Origin of the sequence: Thioalkalivibrio halophilus (assembly GCF_001995255.1) — a bacterium.
Taxonomy (GTDB): Bacteria; Pseudomonadota; Gammaproteobacteria; order Ectothiorhodospirales; family Ectothiorhodospiraceae; genus Thioalkalivibrio; species Thioalkalivibrio halophilus.
Genome location: NZ_MUZR01000053.1, coordinates 1 through 15,782 on the forward strand (window position 1 = coordinate 1; position 15,782 = coordinate 15,782).

Below are 15,782 nucleotides of genomic sequence, written 5' to 3' on the forward strand. Positions count from 1 at the left end.
TGGCCGACGGCCTGGCGCTGGTCGCCTGGATGGACGAGCCGGAACGCGAGCCGATGACCTTCTCGGCCCGCTTCGCCTGCCCGGTGTGCGGCTATGCGCTGCGCGAACTGGAACCGCGCCTGTTCTCCTTCAACAATCCCGCCGGTGCCTGCCCCACCTGTGATGGCCTGGGCGTGCACCAGTATTTCGACCCCGAGCGTGTGGTCGCCCAGCCCGAGGTCAGCCTGGCCGGGGGCGCGGTAAGGGGGTGGGATCGCCGCAACGCCTGGTACTTCAGCCTCCTGAACAGCCTGGCACGCCACTACGGCTTCGATGTGGAGACGCCGTGGAAGGACCTGCCGGCGGAGGTCCGGGCCGTGATCCTGCACGGCTCCGGCACCGAGGAGATCCCCCTGAGCACCCCGGCCGCGAACGGGCGCCTGCGCACCGACCACCGGGTCTTCGAGGGCATCATCCCCAACCTCGAACGCCGTTATCGTGAGACCGATTCGGCAGCCGTGCGCGAGGAACTGGGGCGCTATCTCAACGAGCAGCCCTGCCCCTCCTGCCATGGCACCCGTCTCAATGCCGCCGCTCGCAACGTGTTCGTCAAGGGCCACACCCTGCCGGAGATCACGCACATGAGCGTCGCCGGCGCCCAGGCCTTCTTCGACGACCTCGAGCTGCCGGGGCGTTTCGCACGCATCGCGGAAAAGATCGTCCGCGAGATCGCCGCGCGGCTCGGTTTCCTGGTGGATGTGGGCCTGGACTACCTGACGCTGGACCGTTCCGCCGAAACCCTCTCCGGCGGCGAGGCCCAGCGCATCCGCCTGGCGTCACAGATCGGCTCGGCACTGGTCGGCGTGATGTACATCCTCGACGAACCCTCCATCGGCCTGCACCAGCGGGACAACGCGCGCCTGCTCAACACCCTGGCCAGCCTGCGCGACCTCGGCAACACGGTCATCGTGGTGGAACATGACGAGGACGCCATCCGCGAAGCCGATCATGTCCTCGACATCGGACCCGGGGCCGGCCGCCATGGCGGTGAAGTCGTGGCCGCGGGCACACCGGCCGAGATCGCCGCCAGCGAAGGCTCCCTGACCGGCGCCTACCTCTCGGGGCGGCGCAGTATCGCGATCCCCGACCAGCGCCACGCCGCCGATCCGGACCATACACTCCGGGTTCGCGGTGCGCGCGGCAACAATCTGCGCGGCGGCGACTTTGAATTCCCACTGGGGCTGTTCACCTGCGTGACCGGTGTCTCCGGCTCCGGCAAGTCCACCCTGGTCAACGCCACCCTGTATCCCGCCGCCGCCAACACCCTGCACAACGCGCGGCATCCGGTCGCCGACCACGACCGCATCGAAGGGCTCGAGCGGATCGACAAGGTGGTCGACATCGACCAGAGCCCGATCGGCCGCACGCCAAGATCCAACCCCGCGACCTACACCGGCCTGTTCACCCCCATCCGGGAGCTGTTCGCCGCCACCGCTGAGGCCCGCTCACGCGGCTACAAGCCCGGCCGCTTTTCCTTCAACGTGCGCGGCGGGCGCTGCGAGGCCTGCCAGGGTGATGGCGTCATCAAGGTCGAGATGCACTTCCTCCCGGACGTCTACGTGCCCTGCGACGTGTGCCGCGGCCAGCGCTACAACCGCGAGACCCTCGAGGTTCGTTACAAGGGAAAGAACATCCACGAGGTCCTCGAGATGACCGTCGAAGAGGCGCTGGACTTCTTCCAGCCGGTACCCGTCATCCATCGCAAGCTCGAAATGCTGATGGAGGTCGGGCTTTCCTACATCCAGCTCGGGCAGAACGCCACCACCCTCTCCGGCGGCGAAGCCCAGCGCATCAAGCTCGCCCGCGAACTGTCCAAACGCGACACCGGCAAGACCCTCTACATCCTCGACGAACCGACTACGGGTCTCCACTTCGAGGATATCGCCCAGCTGCTTCGCGTCCTGCATCGTCTGCGCGACCACGGCAACACCATCGTGGTCATCGAACACAACCTGGACGTCATCAAGACGGCCGACTGGCTGGTCGACATCGGACCCGAGGGCGGCAGCGGGGGCGGGCAGCTGATCGTCGCCGGAACACCCGAAACCGTCGCGGCCACCCCCGCCAGCCATACCGGCCACTTCCTCGGCCCGATGCTCACCCCCTGGCCCGCCAGCGAGAATGCCTCTGCCTGACGCGCCCGGCGCAAACTCGACCCGCCCGCACTGTTACCCCACGGGCCAGACCACGATCCCCAAACGAAAAAGGCCGCCCCGAAGGGCGGCCTCATCTCACAGCGGCAACCGACCTGGCGTCAGGCCGCCTCTTCCTCGTCAGGCATCGGACGGTCCACCAGCTCCACGTAGGCCATCGGCGCGTTGTCCCCCGCGCGGAAGCCGCACTTGAGGATGCGAAGATACCCACCCGGACGTTCCTGATAACGCGGACCAAGCTGGGAAAACAGCTTGCCTACGGTTTCCTTGTCCCGCAGCCGGGAGAACGCCTCGCGCCGTGCATGCACGTTGTCATTCTTCGACAGGGTGATCAACGGCTCGGCTACCCGGCGAAGCTCCTTCGCCTTGGGCAGTGTGGTCTTGATCAGCTCGTGCCGAATGAGCGCATTCGTCAGCGCCTTCATGGTGGCCTTGCGGTGCGAACTGTTGCGGCCGAGCTGCCGGCCGGAATGACGATGACGCATTGGACTATCCTCTGAATGCTATTGGCGTGTGACGCCCACTGATTACTCGTTCTCGTCCCGCAAACCCGGCGGCGGCCAGTTTTCCAGCCGCATACCCAGGGAAAGCCCGTGGGTCGCAAGCGTGTCCTTGATCTCGGTCAGCGACTTCTTGCCGAGATTCGGGGCACGCAGCAGCTCCACTTCCGTACGCTGGACCAGATCACCGATGTAGTACAGGTTCTCGGCCTTCAGGCAGTTCGCCGAGCGCACGGTAAGCTCAAGCTCGTCCACCGGACGCAGCAGCACCGGATCCACGGCACTGGCACCACCGGTCGCGGTTTCGGCGGCCTCTTCCTGCAGATCGACGAACGGCGCCAGTTGCCCCTGCAGGATGGTCGCAGCCTGCCGAACGGCATCGTCCGGAGCAATTGCTCCGTTCGTTTCCAGCTCCAGCACCAGCCGATCCATGTCCGTACGTTGGGCCAGACGGGCGCTTTCCACCCGATACGCCACACGACGAATCGGGCTGAACGTCGCGTCCAGCTGCAGACGACCAATCCCGGTTTCGTCCGTCTCGCCGCCGCTCTGGCGGGCGGTGACCGGCTCGTAGCCTTCCCCCGTGCGCGCCGTCAGCGTCATGTCCAGTTCAACGTCCTTGTTGATCGTGGCGATCACGTGCTCCGGATTGACCACTTCGACGTCATGGTCCACCTGGATGTCCGCAGCGGTCACCGTACACGGACCCTTTTTCTTCAGCGTGAGCGTCGACTCATCCCGCGCATGCATGCGCAGCGCCACGCCCTTCAGGTTGAGCAGGATGTCCACGACGTCTTCCTGCACACCCTCAATGGTCGTGTACTCGTGCAGCACGCCCTCGATGCGGGCTTCGACGATCGCCGCACCCGGGATCGAAGACAGCAGCACCCGCCGCAGCGCATTGCCGAGCGTGTGCCCGAATCCCCGCTCCAGCGGCTCGAGCGCCACGCGCGACTGATTCCGCGCCTCGGACTCGACCTCGATCTGCTGTTTGTTGACCAGTTCGTTGGCTTGCATTGATGCTCCCGGCGAAATGCCCGCTGGCGGTTACTTCGAATAAAGCTCGACGACGAGCGACTCGTTGATGTCGGCCGGCAGATCCGCACGATCCGGCACCGCCTTGAAGGTGCCCTCGAACTTGCTGCTGTCGACCTCCACCCACTCGGGCAGGCCGCTTTGTTCGGCCAGGGTCATGGAATCCTGGATCCGAACCTGCTTGCGGGCCTTCTCGCGAACACTCACCACATCCGCCGGCTGAACCTGATAGGCCGCCACGTTCACAACCCGGCCATTGACCAGAATCGCGCGATGCGCCACGAGCTGGCGCGCTTCGGAGCGCGTCGAGCCGAAGCCCATGCGATAGACCACGTTATCCAGACGGCCTTCGAGGAGCTTCAGGAGATTCTCCCCGGTCGAACCCTTCCGTTGCGCAGCCTTGTGGTAATAATTACGAAACTGCTTTTCCTGTACACCGTACGTCCGGCGCAGCTTCTGCTTCTCGCGCAGCTGTACCGCATAGTCCGAAAGCCGCGTACGGCGTTCGCCATGCTGACCCGGCGGCTGATCCAGCTTGCACTTCGTCTCGAGTGCGCGCGCCCGGCTCTTCAGACCGAGATCGGCACCCTCGCGACGACTCAGTTTGCACTTCGGTCCAATATAACGACCCATAATTCGACTCCAGCCTCAGACGCGCCGCTTCTTGGGCGGCCGGCAACCATTGTGCGGGATTGGTGTCACGTCACTGATGTTCGTGATCTTGAAACCCGCGTTATTCAGCGCACGCACCGCCGACTCGCGCCCCGGCCCCGGGCCGCGGACCTCGACGTCCAGGTTCTTCACCCCGTGCTCCGCCGCTGCATTGCCGGCGCGCTCGGCCGCCACCTGCGCGGCGAAGGGCGTCGACTTGCGCGAGCCGCGAAAGCCGGACCCGCCGGACGTCGCCCAGCTGATGGCGTTGCCCTGGCGATCGGTGATGGTGATGATCGTGTTGTTGAACGTCGCGTAGACATGCGCGACGCCCTCGGCGATGTTCTTGCGGACCTTTTTCTTGGTCCGGGTCTGCGCTTGTGCCATTAACCTGTATTCCCAGTCGTGTTACTTGCGAATCGGACGCCGCGGGCCCTTGCGGGTGCGCGCGTTGGTCTGCGTCTGCTGCCCGCGCAGCGGAAGGCCGCGACGATGGCGTACGCCCCGGTAGCAACCGAGATCCATCAGTCGCTTGATGTTCATGCTGATCTCGCGCCGCAGGTCCCCTTCCACCGGGAACTTGTCGACCTCGGCCCGCAGCGCATCCACCTCGGCATCGGTGAGATCCCTCACCTTCATCTCCGGACGCACCCCGGCGGAATCGCAGATATGCCGGGCACGCGTGGGACCAATGCCATAGATCGACGTCAGTGCGATCACCGTATGCTTCTGATCAGGAATATTGATTCCAGCGACGCGAGCCATCCAACTTCTCCATCAAGATTCGGCAAAGCCGACTATAGTATCAGCGTTTCGGTCAGCGGCCAAGCTCAGCCCTGGCGCTGCTTGTGACGGGCTTCCGTACAGATCACACGAACGGTCCCGTTGCGACGCACCACCTTGCAGTTGCGGCAAATCGGCTTAACGGATGCGCGTACCTTCATTTTACTTCTCCTGTGCTAGCGGATCCCGGTCCCGCCGAAACCCTTGAGATTCGCCTTCTTCATCAGGCCTTCATACTGGTGCGATACCAGGTGCGACTGCAGCTGCGCCATGAAGTCCATGACCACGATCACGATGATCAGCAGCGACGTCCCGCCAAAGTAGAACGGCACGTTCCAGTACAGGATGAGGAACTCGGGCAGCAGACACACCGCGGTGATGTACACCGCACCCACTGCTGTCAGCCGGGTCATCACACCGTCGATGTAGCGCTCCGTCTGCACACCGGGACGGATCCCGGGAATGAACGCACCCTGTTTTTTCAGGTTCTCCGCCGTATCCCGCGAATTGAATACCAGCGCGGTATAGAAGAAGCAGAAAAATATGATCGCGGCGGCATAAAAGCCCACGTACAACGGTTGCCCGGGCGCCAGCGTGGTCGAGATCTCCCGCAGCCAGTCCATCCCCTCGGCCTGCCCGAACCACTGTCCCAGTGTCGACGGGAAGAGGATGATGCTCGACGCGAAGATCGGTGGGATCACCCCGGCCATGTTCAGCTTCAACGGAAGGTGGGACGACTGCCCACCGACCATCTTGCGACCCACCTGCCGTTTGGCGTAGTTGATCGTAATTCGCCGCTGGCCGCGCTCCACGAAGACCACGAAGGCCGTAACCGCCAGCGCCAGGATCAGCAGGATCACCACAAAGGCGGCAGCCAGCTCGCCTGTCCGCGCCAGTTCCAGCGTTCCGCCAATCGCGTTCGGCAGACCCGCCACGATTCCGGCGAAGATGATGATCGAAATGCCGTTACCAATGCCCCGTTCCGTGATCTGTTCACCGAGCCACATGAGGAACAGCGTTCCCGTGACCAGCGACACCACCACGGTGAAGATGAAGATCGGACCCGGATTCAACGCCATCGGCATGCCCTGGATGGTCTGCCCGTTCAGCGCGATACCGATCCCGATACTCTGAAACAGAGCCAGCACCACGGTGCCATACCGCGTGTACTGTGTGATCTTCCGGCGGCCGGCTTCCCCTTCCTTTTTCAATTGCTGCAGAGACGGCACCACCGCAGCCAGAAGCTGCATGATGATGGCCGCCGAGATATACGGCATCACTCCCAGCGCAAAGACCGACAGACGCTCCAGCGCACCGCCGGAGAACATGTTGAACATGTCCAGGATGGTGCCGCTTTGCTGTTCAAAGAACTGCTGAACCGCGACCGGATTGATGCCCGGCACCGGAATGAACGTCCCGATCCGATAGACCACCAGCGCGCCCAGCACGAACAGCAGGCGTTTGCGCAACTCGGTGAAGCCGGTCAGTCCGCCTCCACCACCCGCTCGGGCTGCCGGTCCGCGCGCCATTGTCAGACCTCGACGCTGCCGCCCGCGGCCTCGATCGCCGCGCGCGCACCCCTGGAGACCCGGACACCACGGACGGTGACCGCACCGGACACCTCGCCCGAGGCGAAGATCTTCGCTGCACGCGCCTCGGCCGGGATGACACCCGCCTGCTTCAGCGTCTCCAGACTGACCTCGCCGCCAACGCGGTTCAGTTCGTTCAGGCGCACTTCGGCCGTTTCGGCCTGCCGGCGCGAGCGGAAGCCGACCTTGGGCAGCCGACGCTGCAACGGCATCTGGCCACCCTCAAAGCCGGTCTTGGTGAAACCGCCGGAGCGAGATTTCTGCCCCTTGTGGCCACGTCCGCCGGTCTTTCCCAGGCCGGAGCCGATGCCGCGACCGACCCGTTTCCCGGCCTTCCGGGCGCCCTGCGGGCTCGCAATCTCATTCAGTCGCATTTCAGACTTCCTCTACGTCCAGGAGATAGCGCACCTTGCGCACCATCCCCAGATTCTCGGGCGTCGCCTCGATCACCGAGGTGCTGTGCATCCGGCGCAGACCGAGACCCCGAACCGTCGCCTTGTGGCTGCGGATTCGATTCGCCGGACTGCGCACGAGTTTCACTTTGAGTTTGCTCATGATCAGCTCTTCACGTCTTCGACCGACTTGCCGCGCTTCGCCGCGATCAGTTCGGGCGAGTTCACCATGGCCAGTCCGTTGATCGTCGCCTGCACCACATTGATGGGGTTGCGGGATCCGACACATTTCGCCAGAACGTTCTTGACGCCCGCGACCTCCAGGACCGCGCGCATCGCGCCGCCGGCGATGATTCCGGTACCTTCGGACGCCGGCTGCATGTAGACCTTCGCCGCCCCGTGGCGGCCGTTCACGGCGTAGTGCAACGTGCCCTCCTGCAACGCCACATCCCGCATTTCGAGGCGCGCCTGCTGCATCGCCTTCTGAATCGCCTGCGGAACCTCGCGCGCCTTGCCATACCCGAAGCCCACGCGGCCTTCGCCATCGCCGACTACCGTCAGGGCGGCGAACCGGAACTGCCGGCCGCCCTTGACGACCTTGGCTACACGGTTGACGCCGATCAGCTTTTCCTGGAGCCCATCGGTGGCTTCACTTACATCATTACGTGCCATTGTTATCTCCGCTGGGTCCGTCTGCTAGAACTGGAGCCCGCCCTCGCGGGCAGCATCGGCCAGGGCTTTCACCCGACCATGGAAGCGGAATCCGGAACGGTCGAATGCGACTTCCTGGATACCCGCCTGGCGCGCACGCTCGGCAATCTTCTGACCCACGCGCGCGGCCGCGTCCGCATTCCCGGTGTAGGTTCCTGCCTCGCGCAGGTCCTTCTCGACCGTGGAGGCCGCGGCCACCACATTGTCGCCGCTGGGGGCGATGAGCTGTGCATACATGTGCCGCGGCGTGCGATGGATACAGAGACGGTGAACGCCCTGCTCGCGAATCTTGTACCGCGCCCGACGTGCCCGCTTGATTCTGGCCTGTTTCTTGTCCACTGGTGCCTACCTACTTCTTCTTGGCTTCTTTGCGCTGGATACGCTCGTCCTTGTACTTCACGCCCTTGCCCTTGTAGGGCTCCGGGGGACGCAGCGCGCGGATATCGGCGGCCACCTGGCCGACGCTCTGACGATCATGCCCCTGCACGGCGATTTCGGTGGGCGAACGGGCCTCGACGGTCACGCCCTCCGGAATCGTGAAATCGATGGGATGAGAAAACCCGAGCGTCAGATTCAGGTTCTTGCCCTGAACCTGTGCCCGGTATCCAACCCCGACCAGTTCCAGCACGATTTCGAAGCCCTGGCTCACGCCATGGACATGATTGCCGAGCAACGACCGAATGGTTCCGGCCATCGCGTAGGTCTTCGCCTTCTCGCTGGGCTGCACGCTCACGGTATTGTCCTCGACGGAGACCAGCACGGTCTCGGGGACGGAGAGGGAGATCTCCCCCTTGGGCCCCTTGACCGTGATGCGGTCGCCCTGCTGATCGAGAGACACCCCGTTGGGCAGCTCCAGCGGCAGATTTGCAATGCGAGACATCGAATCGTCCTCAGTAGATCTTGCAGAGCACTTCGCCGCCCTGACCGATCTCGCGTGCGGCGCGATCGCTCATCACGCCGCGCGGCGTGGAGATCACGGCCACACCCAGACCGGCATTGATGCGGGGCAGCTCGTTTTTGCCGCGGTAAATCCGCAGCCCCGGCCGCGAGATGCGCTGAACGGTCTCGATCACCGGCTGGCCCTGAAAATATTTCAGGGTGGCGATCAACACCTTGCGAGCACCTTCGCCTTCCGAACGGTAATCGGCGATGAAGCCCTCGTCCGCGAAAACACGGAGAATCGCTTCCTTGTTCTTGCTATACGGGATCGACACCTGCTCCTTGTCGGCGCGCTGTGCATTGCGCAGCCGGGTGAGCATGTCGGCGATCGGATCGGTCATCATGGCGGTTTCTCCTTACCAGCTCGCCTTGCGCAGCCCCGGAATCTCGCCCTTCATGGCGTACTCGCGAAGCTTGTTTCGGCCCAGGCCAAACCGGCGATAGTAACCCTTCGGCCGACCGGTCACGGCACAGCGATTCTTCTGCCGCACGGGACTGGAGTCACGCGGCAGCTTCTGCAGCTTGTTCATCGCCTCCAGACGCTCTTCGCCGGACCGGTTCTCGTCGACGAGAATCGCCTTGAGTTCCTGCCGTTTCTCGGCGTGCTTCTTCGCCAGGCGCTCACGCTTACGCTCACGCTGGACCATCGATACCTTGGCCATTCCTCTTACCTCTTTACTGCCGGAAGGGGAAGTTGAAGGCCTCCAGGAGAGCCCGGGCTTCCGCGTCCGTCTTGGCGCTGGTCGTAATCGTAATGTCCATCCCCCGGAGGCGATCGACGCGGTCGTAATCGATCTCCGGAAAGATGATCTGTTCCTTCACCCCGAGGGTGTAATTGCCGCGGCCGTCAAACGCCTTCGGACTGAAGCCGCGGAAATCGCGTACACGAGGCAGCGCGATATTGATCAGACGATCCAGAAACTCGTACATCTGGCGGCGCCGCAACGTCACCTTGCAACCGATCGGATATCCGTCGCGAATCTTGAATCCGGCGATGGATTTGCGCGCCCGGGTCACGACCGGCTTCTGCCCCGCGATCGCCGTCATGTCGCCCATCGCATGCTCGATGATCTTCTTGTCAGCGACCGCATCTCCAAGCCCCATGTTCAGGGTGACCTTGGTGACCTGCGGGATCTCCATGACGTTGCCGTAACCGAACTGCTCCTGCAGGGCCGGCTTGATCCTGGACTCGTAATCTTCTTTCAAGCGTTCCATAAACCGATATTCCTGCAGTTAAGCGTCCACGACCTCGTCGTTCGAGCGATACACCCGAACCTTTCGGCCATCTTCCAGCGTCCGAATTCCGACCCGGTCACCCTTGGCGGTTGCCGGGTTGTACAGCATAACGTTCGAAATATGCATCGGCATCTCCTTCTCGATGATGCCGCCGCTGACGCCCTGCTGCGGATTCGGTTTCTGGTGTTTCTTCGCCATGTTGATGTTCTGCACCAGGACCTGGTCGTCCTGCACCTTGATCACCGTGCCACGCCGGCCCTTGTCCTTACCGGCGATCACGACGACATCGTCACCCTTGCGAATCTTTTTCATGACGTCCTCAAAGCACTTCCGGCGCGAGAGAAATGATCTTCATGTAATTCTCTCCACGCAGTTCACGGGTCACCGGGCCAAAGATGCGGGTCCCGACCGGCTGGTACTGGCTGTTCAGCAGCACCGCAGCGTTACGGTCAAACCGGATCACCGATCCATCGGAGCGACGGACGCCGGAGGCGGTACGCACGACCACGGCATTGTACACGTCGCCTTTCTTGACCTTGCCCCGGGGAATGGCGTCCTTGACGGACACCTTGATGACGTCCCCGATCCGCGCGTATCGCCGATGGGATCCGCCCAGGACCTTGATGCACTGCATGCGGCGCGCGCCGGAGTTATCGGCGGCTTCAAGGACGGTCTGCATCTGAATCATGGATGTTCTCCCGGGATCCGGTTCACAGCGCGTCGCGCCCGACCACTTCGATCAGGGCAAAGCGCTTCTGTTTCGACATGGGCCGGCACTCCCGAACCCGTACGCGATCGCCTTCCTTCGACACGTTTTCCTCGTCATGGACGCGGAGCTTCGTCGAGCGGCGAATGAACTTGCCATACAGCGGGTGCCGAACGCGCCGTTCAACCACGACCGTGCGGGTCTTGTCCATCTTGTCGCTGACCACGCGACCCACAACGGAGCGCTGGGTTTTCGTCGTTTCCTGGTTCATCTTCGTTAACCCGCCGTTCTGCGTTCGTTCATCAGCGTCTTGATCCGGGCGATGTCGCGCCGCACGGTTTTCATGCGGTCGGGACGCGAAAGCTGCCCGACGGCCTGCTGCATGCGCAGACCGAACTGTTCCTTGTACAGGGCCTCGAGTTCGCCCCCGAGTTCCTGATCGGACTTGTTCCTGAGTTCGGACGTTTTCATCACATCACCTGCCGACGCGTAAACACGGTCTTCACGGGGAGCTTCGCAGCGGCGAGCCGAAACGCCTCGCGCGCGACGTCCTCGTTGACCCCTTCCATTTCGTAAAGCATGCGGCCCGGCTGGACCTTGCATACCCAGTACTCGACACCGCCCTTGCCCTTGCCCATGCGGACTTCGAGAGGCTTACTGGTGACGGGCACATCGGGGAACACCCGAATCCAGATCTTTCCGCCGCGCTTGATGTGACGGACCATCGCCCGCCGTGCGGCTTCGATCTGCCGGGCGTTCACGCGACCGCGCTCGACCGCCTGGAGCCCGTACTCGCCGAAGCTCACCTTGGCCCCCACGGACGCCATACCGCGGTTGCGCCCCTTGAACTGCTTCCTGAACTTGGTTCTTTTTGGCTGCAACATGGCTTATGTCCTAGCTCGCGTTGGCCGCGGCGCGGCGGCCTTCGGTGGGCTCCAGGCTGAAGACCTCACCCTTGAAGATCCAGACCTTCACGCCGATGATTCCGTAAGTCGTTCGCGCCTCTGCGAATCCGTAGTCAATATCCGCACGAAGCGTATGCAGCGGAACACGACCCTCCCGATACCACTCGGACCGGGCGATTTCGGCGCCATTCAGGCGACCCGAAACATGCACCTTGATGCCTTCGGCGCCCAGGCGCACCGCGTTGCCCACCGCCCGCTTCATCGCCCGACGGAACATGATGCGGCGCTCCAGCTGCTGGGCGATGCCCTCGGCCACCAGCTGGGCCTCGATTTCGGGCTTGCGGACCTCCTCGATATTGATCTTGACCGAACCCTGGTCCAGACCCGTCTCGCGCGCCACTTCCCGGCGCAGCTTCTCGATGTCTTCGCCCTTCTTGCCAATCACGATACCCGGACGTGCCGTCTGAATCGTGATGTGCGCTGCCTTAGCGGGGCGCTCGATGATCACGCGGCTCACGGACGCGTGGCTCAGCCGTTTCAGGAGGAATTCCCGCAGCTGGATGTCGTTGTTCAGCGTAGCGCCGAAGTCCTCGCCGTCCGCATACCAGGTGGCGGACCACGGGCGCGAGATGCCGAGGCGAATGCCGGTCGGATGTACCTTGTTACCCATGCTTACTTCGCCCCCTTCTCGCTGACACCCACGATCACGTGGCTCGTGCGCTTAAGAATACGGTTGCCGCGGCCCTTCGCGCGGGCCTGCATGCGCTTCAGCACCGGGCCTTCGTCGACCTGGATCCGCGACACGCGCAGTTCGTCGATGTCGGCCCCGTCGTTGTTTTCGGCGTTCGCGATGGCCGATTCCAGCACCTTCTTGACGATGGCCGCCGGTTTCTTGCGGCTGAACGCAAGTTCGTTCAGCGCCTTTTCTACCGGCATGCCGCGAACCTGGTCAGCAATCAGCCGCGCTTTTTGCGGCGACATCCGCGCGAACCGGAGTTTTGCGATCGTTTCCATCAAACCGTCCTCAGCGCGATTTCTTGTTGGCGATGTGACCCTTGAAGGTCCGGGTCGCGGCGAATTCGCCCAACTTGTGGCCAACCATGTTCTCGTTGATGAGCACCGGGACATGCTGCCGCCCGTTATGCACCGCGATGGTGAGACCCACCATCTGCGGAATGATCATCGAACGCCGGGACCAGGTCTTGATCGGACGACGGTCGTTCTTTTCCGCCGCCACTTCCACCTTCTGGCGCAGGTGATGGTCAACGAACGGGCCTTTCTTCAGTGAACGCGGCATGCTCGTGCTCCGTTACTTCTTGCGCCGACGCACAATCATGCGGTCGGTACGTTTGTTGTTACGGGTCTTGAATCCCTTGGTCGGGCGCCCCCACGGGGTCACCGGATGGCGACCGAAGTTGCGGCCTTCACCGCCCCCATGCGGATGGTCGACCGGGTTCATCGCCGTACCGCGGACCGTCGGGCGCTTGCCCTGCCAGCGGCGTGCGCCGGCCTTGCCAAACTTGCGCAGGGAATGCTCGGAGTGTCCGACTTCGCCGACCACGGCACGGCACTCGGACTGAATGCGGCGCATCTCTCCGGACGCGAGCCGGACCGTTGCCAGCTGCCCTTCACGGGCCACCACCTGCGCGCTGCCACCGGCCGAGCGCACTAGCTGCGCGCCCTTGCCAGGCTTCAGCTCGATGCCGTGCACCGTGGTGCCCACCGGGATGGACCGCAGCGCCATGGCATTGCCGGGCCGGATCGGCGCCTGCGAGCCGCTCGAAACGGTGTCCCCGACTTTCAGCCCGCGCGGCGCAATGATATACCGACGTTCGCCATCGCGATACAGCAGAAGCGCCAGATGAGCACTGCGGTTCGGATCGTATTCCAGCCGCTCGACGCGAGCCGGAATATTATCCTTCGTCCGCTTGAAGTCGACCGTGCGGTAGCGCTGCTTGTGCCCACCGCCGATATGCCGCGAAGTGATGCGGCCGGTGTTGTTGCGCCCGCCGGTCCGCTGCTTCTTCTCGACGAGGCCCGGATATGGTTCGCCTCGATGCAGACCGTCTCCGCGAATCTGCACCGTGTGCCGGCGACCGGCCGACGTGGGGTTGGTCTTGATAATAGCCATGATCAGAGCTGCTCCCCTTCACCCATGTCAATGCTTTCGCCCGGGGCCAGCGACACATAGGCCTTTTTCCAGTGATTCCGCCGCCCGAACTGGCGACCGAACCGCTTGGTCTTGCCCTGCTGCCGCAGCGTGCGCACGCCTTCCACGCGCACCTCGAAGAGCTGCTCGACGGCAGCCTTCACCTCGGCCTTGCTTGCATCGGGCAGCACCTTGAACACGTATTGCCCGACCTCCCCGGCCATCGTCGCTTTTTCCGACACCACCGGGCCCTGGATTACCTGCATCAGACGGCCATTCATGCCAACCACTCCTCGATCCGGCGCACGGTCGCTTCGGTCATCACCACGGTTTCGGCTCCGACGAGATTGGCCGGACCGATCTCGCCCAGGGTCGCCACATCCACGCGCGGCACGTTCCTCAATGCCCGGTCGGTCCGCTCATCCTCGGCATCGAGGACGACGAGACCGGACTCCATCCCGAGCTGGCGCAGCGCGGCGACGCCATCACGCGTCTTGCCGCTATCCACGCTGAAGCTGGAAACGATCTTCAGCCGTTCTTGCCGCACCAGCTCGGAAAGGATCGACGCCAGCGCGGCGCGATACATCTTCCGGTTCAGCTTCTGCGAGAAATCCCGCGTGCGAGCCGCAAACACCTTGCCGCCACCGATCCACAGCGGACTACGGATCGTACCGGCGCGCGCTCGCCCCGTACCCTTCTGCCGAAACGGCTTGATACCGCCTCCGGAGACCTGCGAACGAGTCTTTTGCGCGCGGGTCCCACGACGGGCGGCCGCCAATTGCGCCACCACGGCCTGGTGGACCAGCGAGTCATTGAACTCGCGTTCGAAGCAGGCGGGCGAAAGCTCCACACTGGCCCCGGTATCGGCTGTTGTCATCTGCATCGTTATCAACCCTTCGCCTTGACTGCCGGCCGGATCATCACGTCCGCGCTGGACGGACCGGGAACGGCACCCTTGACCAACAGCAGTCCGCGATCCGCATCGACCCGGACCACACTGAGATTCTGAATGGTCTTTCGCTCGGCGCCCATCTGGCCCGCCATCTTCTTGCCCTTGAACACGCGACCCGGGCTCTGGTTCTGCCCGATTGATCCCGGCGCCCGATGGGCCAGCGAGTTACCGTGGGTGGCGTCCTGAGTACGGAAGTTGTGCCGCTTGACCGTCCCCTGGAAACCCTTGCCCTTGCTCTGCGCGGTCACGTCGACCATCTGGCCCTCTTCGAACCGTTCGACGGTCATCGCGTCGCCCGGGCTCAGGCCCTCGGCCTCCTCACCATCGAGGCGGAATTCCCAGAGCCCTCGCCCGGGTTCGACTTCGGCCCTGGCGAAGTGCCCGCTCGCCGCGCGGTTCACCCGCTGCGGCTTGCGCGAGCCGGCCGTGACCTGCACCGCGTCGTAGCCATCGCTGTCGGCACGCTTAACCTGGACCACGCGATTATTGTCCACCTCGAGCACCGTGACCGGCACCGACGCGCCCTCTTCGGTGAACACGCGCGTCATTCCAAGCTTGCGACCAATGAGTCCAAGAGCCATTTTCCAACCCCTTCGTAATCGCTGGCGCGGCCCTGCGCCCCAAAGTCGTGGCCCGGCGCCGAACGCCGGGCCACGGAAAGCCCAATATTATGACAGAAAGTTTCCGCTTAGTTAAGTCGAATCTGAACATTGACCCCTGCGGCCAGGTCCAGCTTCATCAACGCGTCCACCGTCTTGTCCGTGGGATCCATGATGTCCATCAGGCGCTTGTGGGTACGCAGCTCGTACTGATCCCGCGCGTCCTTGTTGACATGCGGGGAGGTCAGCACGGTGTACGACTCCCGCTTGGTCGGCAGCGGAATGGGGCCCTTGACCCGGGCCCCGGTCCGCTTCGCTGTTTCCACGATTTCGGCCGCTGACCGGTCAATGAGACGGTGGTCAAAGGCCTTGAGCCGAATTCGAATACGCTGATTAGCCATGGATCTTTACTCGATAATCTTGGAGACGACGCCGGCGCCCAC

General features: G+C 63.5%; 29 protein-coding genes. 1 reads left to right on the forward strand and 28 read right to left on the reverse strand.

Annotation, left to right across the window (positions count from 1 at the left end; genetic code table 11):
* Positions 1-2,174, forward strand: a 2,174-nt coding sequence (gene uvrA, locus B1A74_RS11635; RefSeq protein WP_077244736.1) for an excinuclease ABC subunit UvrA, incomplete at its 5' end; no start/stop codon positions are given.
* Positions 2,175-2,293: 119 nt separating this feature from the next.
* On the opposite strand, the gene rplQ is transcribed toward uvrA, so the two are convergent.
* The 28 genes from rplQ to rpsJ all read right to left on the reverse strand — a co-directional run bounded on the left by rplQ (position 2,294) and on the right by rpsJ (position 15,740).
* Positions 2,294-2,677, reverse strand: coding sequence for a 50S ribosomal protein L17 (gene rplQ, locus B1A74_RS11640; RefSeq protein ID WP_077244737.1), 384 nt, complete (start codon positions 2,675-2,677; stop codon positions 2,294-2,296).
* Between the two features lie 42 nt (positions 2,678-2,719).
* Positions 2,720-3,709 (reverse strand): DNA-directed RNA polymerase subunit alpha, encoded by a 990-nt coding sequence (locus tag B1A74_RS11645; protein ID WP_018870659.1) that lies wholly within the window; start codon positions 3,707-3,709, stop codon positions 2,720-2,722.
* Between the two features lie 30 nt (positions 3,710-3,739).
* A complete protein-coding gene (gene rpsD, locus B1A74_RS11650; protein WP_018870660.1) occupies positions 3,740-4,360 on the reverse strand; it encodes a 30S ribosomal protein S4 in 621 nt (206 codons plus the stop codon).
* A 15-nt stretch (positions 4,361-4,375) separates the two neighbouring features.
* Entirely contained in the window at positions 4,376-4,765 is a 390-nt protein-coding gene (rpsK, locus tag B1A74_RS11655; protein WP_018870661.1) for a 30S ribosomal protein S11, read from the reverse strand.
* Positions 4,766-4,786: 21 nt separating this feature from the next.
* Positions 4,787-5,143, reverse strand: coding sequence for a 30S ribosomal protein S13 (gene rpsM, locus B1A74_RS11660; RefSeq protein ID WP_018870662.1), 357 nt, complete (start codon positions 5,141-5,143; stop codon positions 4,787-4,789).
* A gap of 65 nt (positions 5,144-5,208) precedes the next feature.
* Positions 5,209-5,322, reverse strand: coding sequence for a 50S ribosomal protein L36 (gene rpmJ, locus B1A74_RS11665; protein WP_018935185.1), 114 nt, complete (start codon positions 5,320-5,322; stop codon positions 5,209-5,211).
* Positions 5,323-5,337: 15 nt separating this feature from the next.
* On the reverse strand, positions 5,338-6,690 hold the full coding sequence (gene secY, locus B1A74_RS11670; RefSeq protein ID WP_077244738.1) for a preprotein translocase subunit SecY: 1,353 nt from the start codon (positions 6,688-6,690) through the stop codon (positions 5,338-5,340).
* A gap of 2 nt (positions 6,691-6,692) precedes the next feature.
* Positions 6,693-7,124 carry a 50S ribosomal protein L15 gene (gene rplO / locus B1A74_RS11675; protein ID WP_018870664.1) on the reverse strand — a complete coding sequence of 144 codons (432 nt, stop codon included), beginning with the start codon at positions 7,122-7,124 and terminating at the stop codon, positions 6,693-6,695.
* Position 7,125: 1 nt separating this feature from the next.
* A complete protein-coding gene (gene rpmD, locus B1A74_RS11680) occupies positions 7,126-7,305 on the reverse strand; it encodes a 50S ribosomal protein L30 (protein WP_018870665.1) in 180 nt (59 codons plus the stop codon).
* A gap of 2 nt (positions 7,306-7,307) precedes the next feature.
* On the reverse strand, positions 7,308-7,814 hold the full coding sequence (gene rpsE, locus B1A74_RS11685) for a 30S ribosomal protein S5 (protein WP_018870666.1): 507 nt from the start codon (positions 7,812-7,814) through the stop codon (positions 7,308-7,310).
* Positions 7,815-7,838: 24 nt separating this feature from the next.
* A complete protein-coding gene (gene rplR, locus B1A74_RS11690) occupies positions 7,839-8,192 on the reverse strand; it encodes a 50S ribosomal protein L18 (protein WP_077244739.1) in 354 nt (117 codons plus the stop codon).
* A gap of 10 nt (positions 8,193-8,202) precedes the next feature.
* Entirely contained in the window at positions 8,203-8,733 is a 531-nt protein-coding gene (gene rplF / locus B1A74_RS11695) for a 50S ribosomal protein L6 (protein WP_018946628.1), read from the reverse strand.
* 10 nt (positions 8,734-8,743) lie between these two features.
* Positions 8,744-9,136 carry a 30S ribosomal protein S8 gene (gene rpsH / locus B1A74_RS11700; RefSeq protein WP_018870669.1) on the reverse strand — a complete coding sequence of 131 codons (393 nt, stop codon included), beginning with the start codon at positions 9,134-9,136 and terminating at the stop codon, positions 8,744-8,746.
* A 12-nt stretch (positions 9,137-9,148) separates the two neighbouring features.
* Entirely contained in the window at positions 9,149-9,454 is a 306-nt protein-coding gene (rpsN, locus tag B1A74_RS11705) for a 30S ribosomal protein S14 (protein ID WP_018870670.1), read from the reverse strand.
* A 13-nt stretch (positions 9,455-9,467) separates the two neighbouring features.
* Positions 9,468-10,007, reverse strand: coding sequence for a 50S ribosomal protein L5 (rplE, locus tag B1A74_RS11710; RefSeq protein ID WP_018946630.1), 540 nt, complete (start codon positions 10,005-10,007; stop codon positions 9,468-9,470).
* A gap of 18 nt (positions 10,008-10,025) precedes the next feature.
* Positions 10,026-10,340, reverse strand: coding sequence for a 50S ribosomal protein L24 (gene rplX / locus B1A74_RS11715; RefSeq protein WP_018946631.1), 315 nt, complete (start codon positions 10,338-10,340; stop codon positions 10,026-10,028).
* Positions 10,341-10,347: 7 nt separating this feature from the next.
* Positions 10,348-10,716, reverse strand: coding sequence for a 50S ribosomal protein L14 (gene rplN, locus B1A74_RS11720; protein ID WP_018870673.1), 369 nt, complete (start codon positions 10,714-10,716; stop codon positions 10,348-10,350).
* 22 nt (positions 10,717-10,738) lie between these two features.
* Positions 10,739-11,005 (reverse strand): 30S ribosomal protein S17, encoded by a 267-nt coding sequence (gene rpsQ / locus B1A74_RS11725; protein ID WP_018870674.1) that lies wholly within the window; start codon positions 11,003-11,005, stop codon positions 10,739-10,741.
* A 5-nt stretch (positions 11,006-11,010) separates the two neighbouring features.
* Entirely contained in the window at positions 11,011-11,205 is a 195-nt protein-coding gene (gene rpmC / locus B1A74_RS11730) for a 50S ribosomal protein L29 (RefSeq protein ID WP_018946632.1), read from the reverse strand.
* Positions 11,205-11,618: a 50S ribosomal protein L16 gene (rplP, locus tag B1A74_RS11735; RefSeq protein ID WP_018870676.1), complete on the reverse strand. Its 414-nt coding sequence runs from the start codon at positions 11,616-11,618 to the stop codon at positions 11,205-11,207. Before rplP ends, rpmC begins: the two co-directional genes overlap by 1 nt.
* A 10-nt stretch (positions 11,619-11,628) precedes the next feature.
* A complete protein-coding gene (gene rpsC, locus B1A74_RS11740; protein ID WP_018946633.1) occupies positions 11,629-12,309 on the reverse strand; it encodes a 30S ribosomal protein S3 in 681 nt (226 codons plus the stop codon).
* A 2-nt stretch (positions 12,310-12,311) separates the two neighbouring features.
* Complete coding sequence (rplV, locus tag B1A74_RS11745; protein WP_018946634.1) at positions 12,312-12,653, reverse strand: 50S ribosomal protein L22; 342 nt, start codon at positions 12,651-12,653, stop codon at positions 12,312-12,314.
* A gap of 10 nt (positions 12,654-12,663) precedes the next feature.
* Positions 12,664-12,936, reverse strand: a complete 273-nt coding sequence (gene rpsS / locus B1A74_RS11750) for a 30S ribosomal protein S19 (protein ID WP_018870679.1) — start codon at positions 12,934-12,936, stop codon at positions 12,664-12,666.
* A 12-nt stretch (positions 12,937-12,948) separates the two neighbouring features.
* A complete protein-coding gene (gene rplB / locus B1A74_RS11755; RefSeq protein ID WP_018946635.1) occupies positions 12,949-13,770 on the reverse strand; it encodes a 50S ribosomal protein L2 in 822 nt (273 codons plus the stop codon).
* A gap of 2 nt (positions 13,771-13,772) precedes the next feature.
* Positions 13,773-14,069, reverse strand: coding sequence for a 50S ribosomal protein L23 (gene rplW / locus B1A74_RS11760; RefSeq protein WP_018870681.1), 297 nt, complete (start codon positions 14,067-14,069; stop codon positions 13,773-13,775).
* Positions 14,066-14,671 carry a 50S ribosomal protein L4 gene (gene rplD / locus B1A74_RS11765; RefSeq protein ID WP_018946636.1) on the reverse strand — a complete coding sequence of 202 codons (606 nt, stop codon included), beginning with the start codon at positions 14,669-14,671 and terminating at the stop codon, positions 14,066-14,068. The genes rplW and rplD overlap by 4 nt, the downstream gene beginning before the upstream one ends.
* Before the next feature lie 5 nt (positions 14,672-14,676).
* Positions 14,677-15,321, reverse strand: coding sequence for a 50S ribosomal protein L3 (gene rplC, locus B1A74_RS11770; protein ID WP_026288932.1), 645 nt, complete (start codon positions 15,319-15,321; stop codon positions 14,677-14,679).
* A gap of 107 nt (positions 15,322-15,428) precedes the next feature.
* Positions 15,429-15,740: a 30S ribosomal protein S10 gene (gene rpsJ / locus B1A74_RS11775; protein ID WP_018870684.1), complete on the reverse strand. Its 312-nt coding sequence runs from the start codon at positions 15,738-15,740 to the stop codon at positions 15,429-15,431.
* Positions 15,741-15,782 lie beyond the last annotated feature (42 nt).

Excerpts from the sequence above, each read along its gene's own strand:
- rpsK (WP_018870661.1), bottom strand. The coding sequence starts at position 4,765 with ATGGCACAAGCGCAGACCCGGACCAAGAAAAAGGTCCGCAAGAACATC.
- secY (WP_077244738.1), bottom strand. The coding sequence starts at position 6,690 with ATGGCGCGCGGACCGGCAGCCCGAGCGGGTGGTGGAGGCGGACTGACC.
- rpsN (WP_018870670.1), bottom strand. The coding sequence starts at position 9,454 with ATGGCCAAGGTATCGATGGTCCAGCGTGAGCGTAAGCGTGAGCGCCTG.
- rpsC (WP_018946633.1), bottom strand. The coding sequence starts at position 12,309 with ATGGGTAACAAGGTACATCCGACCGGCATTCGCCTCGGCATCTCGCGC.
- rplX (WP_018946631.1), bottom strand. The coding sequence starts at position 10,340 with ATGAAAAAGATTCGCAAGGGTGACGATGTCGTCGTGATCGCCGGTAAG.
- rplB (WP_018946635.1), bottom strand. The coding sequence starts at position 13,770 with ATGGCTATTATCAAGACCAACCCCACGTCGGCCGGTCGCCGGCACACG.
- rpsJ (WP_018870684.1), bottom strand. The coding sequence starts at position 15,740 with ATGGCTAATCAGCGTATTCGAATTCGGCTCAAGGCCTTTGACCACCGT.
- rpsQ (WP_018870674.1), bottom strand. The coding sequence starts at position 11,005 with ATGAACCAGGAAACGACGAAAACCCAGCGCTCCGTTGTGGGTCGCGTG.
- rplV (WP_018946634.1), bottom strand. The coding sequence starts at position 12,653 with ATGGAAACGATCGCAAAACTCCGGTTCGCGCGGATGTCGCCGCAAAAA.
- rplP (WP_018870676.1), bottom strand. The coding sequence starts at position 11,618 with ATGTTGCAGCCAAAAAGAACCAAGTTCAGGAAGCAGTTCAAGGGGCGC.
- rpmC (WP_018946632.1), bottom strand. The coding sequence starts at position 11,205 with ATGAAAACGTCCGAACTCAGGAACAAGTCCGATCAGGAACTCGGGGGC.
- rpsS (WP_018870679.1), bottom strand. The coding sequence starts at position 12,936 with ATGCCGCGTTCACTGAAGAAAGGCCCGTTCGTTGACCATCACCTGCGC.
- rpsE (WP_018870666.1), bottom strand. The coding sequence starts at position 7,814 with ATGGCACGTAATGATGTAAGTGAAGCCACCGATGGGCTCCAGGAAAAG.
- rplO (WP_018870664.1), bottom strand. The coding sequence starts at position 7,124 with ATGCGACTGAATGAGATTGCGAGCCCGCAGGGCGCCCGGAAGGCCGGG.
- rplF (WP_018946628.1), bottom strand. The coding sequence starts at position 8,733 with ATGTCTCGCATTGCAAATCTGCCGCTGGAGCTGCCCAACGGGGTGTCT.
- rpsM (WP_018870662.1), bottom strand. The coding sequence starts at position 5,143 with ATGGCTCGCGTCGCTGGAATCAATATTCCTGATCAGAAGCATACGGTG.
- rplN (WP_018870673.1), bottom strand. The coding sequence starts at position 10,716 with ATGATTCAGATGCAGACCGTCCTTGAAGCCGCCGATAACTCCGGCGCG.
- rpsH (WP_018870669.1), bottom strand. The coding sequence starts at position 9,136 with ATGATGACCGATCCGATCGCCGACATGCTCACCCGGCTGCGCAATGCA.
- rpsD (WP_018870660.1), bottom strand. The coding sequence starts at position 4,360 with ATGGGTCGTTATATTGGACCGAAGTGCAAACTGAGTCGTCGCGAGGGT.
- rplC (WP_026288932.1), bottom strand. The coding sequence starts at position 15,321 with ATGGCTCTTGGACTCATTGGTCGCAAGCTTGGAATGACGCGCGTGTTC.
- rplQ (WP_077244737.1), bottom strand. The coding sequence starts at position 2,677 with ATGCGTCATCGTCATTCCGGCCGGCAGCTCGGCCGCAACAGTTCGCAC.
- rplW (WP_018870681.1), bottom strand. The coding sequence starts at position 14,069 with ATGAATGGCCGTCTGATGCAGGTAATCCAGGGCCCGGTGGTGTCGGAA.
- B1A74_RS11645 (WP_018870659.1), bottom strand. The coding sequence starts at position 3,709 with ATGCAAGCCAACGAACTGGTCAACAAACAGCAGATCGAGGTCGAGTCC.
- rpmJ (WP_018935185.1), bottom strand. The coding sequence starts at position 5,322 with ATGAAGGTACGCGCATCCGTTAAGCCGATTTGCCGCAACTGCAAGGTG.
- rplD (WP_018946636.1), bottom strand. The coding sequence starts at position 14,671 with ATGCAGATGACAACAGCCGATACCGGGGCCAGTGTGGAGCTTTCGCCC.
- rplE (WP_018946630.1), bottom strand. The coding sequence starts at position 10,007 with ATGGAACGCTTGAAAGAAGATTACGAGTCCAGGATCAAGCCGGCCCTG.
- rpmD (WP_018870665.1), bottom strand. The coding sequence starts at position 7,305 with ATGAGCAAACTCAAAGTGAAACTCGTGCGCAGTCCGGCGAATCGAATC.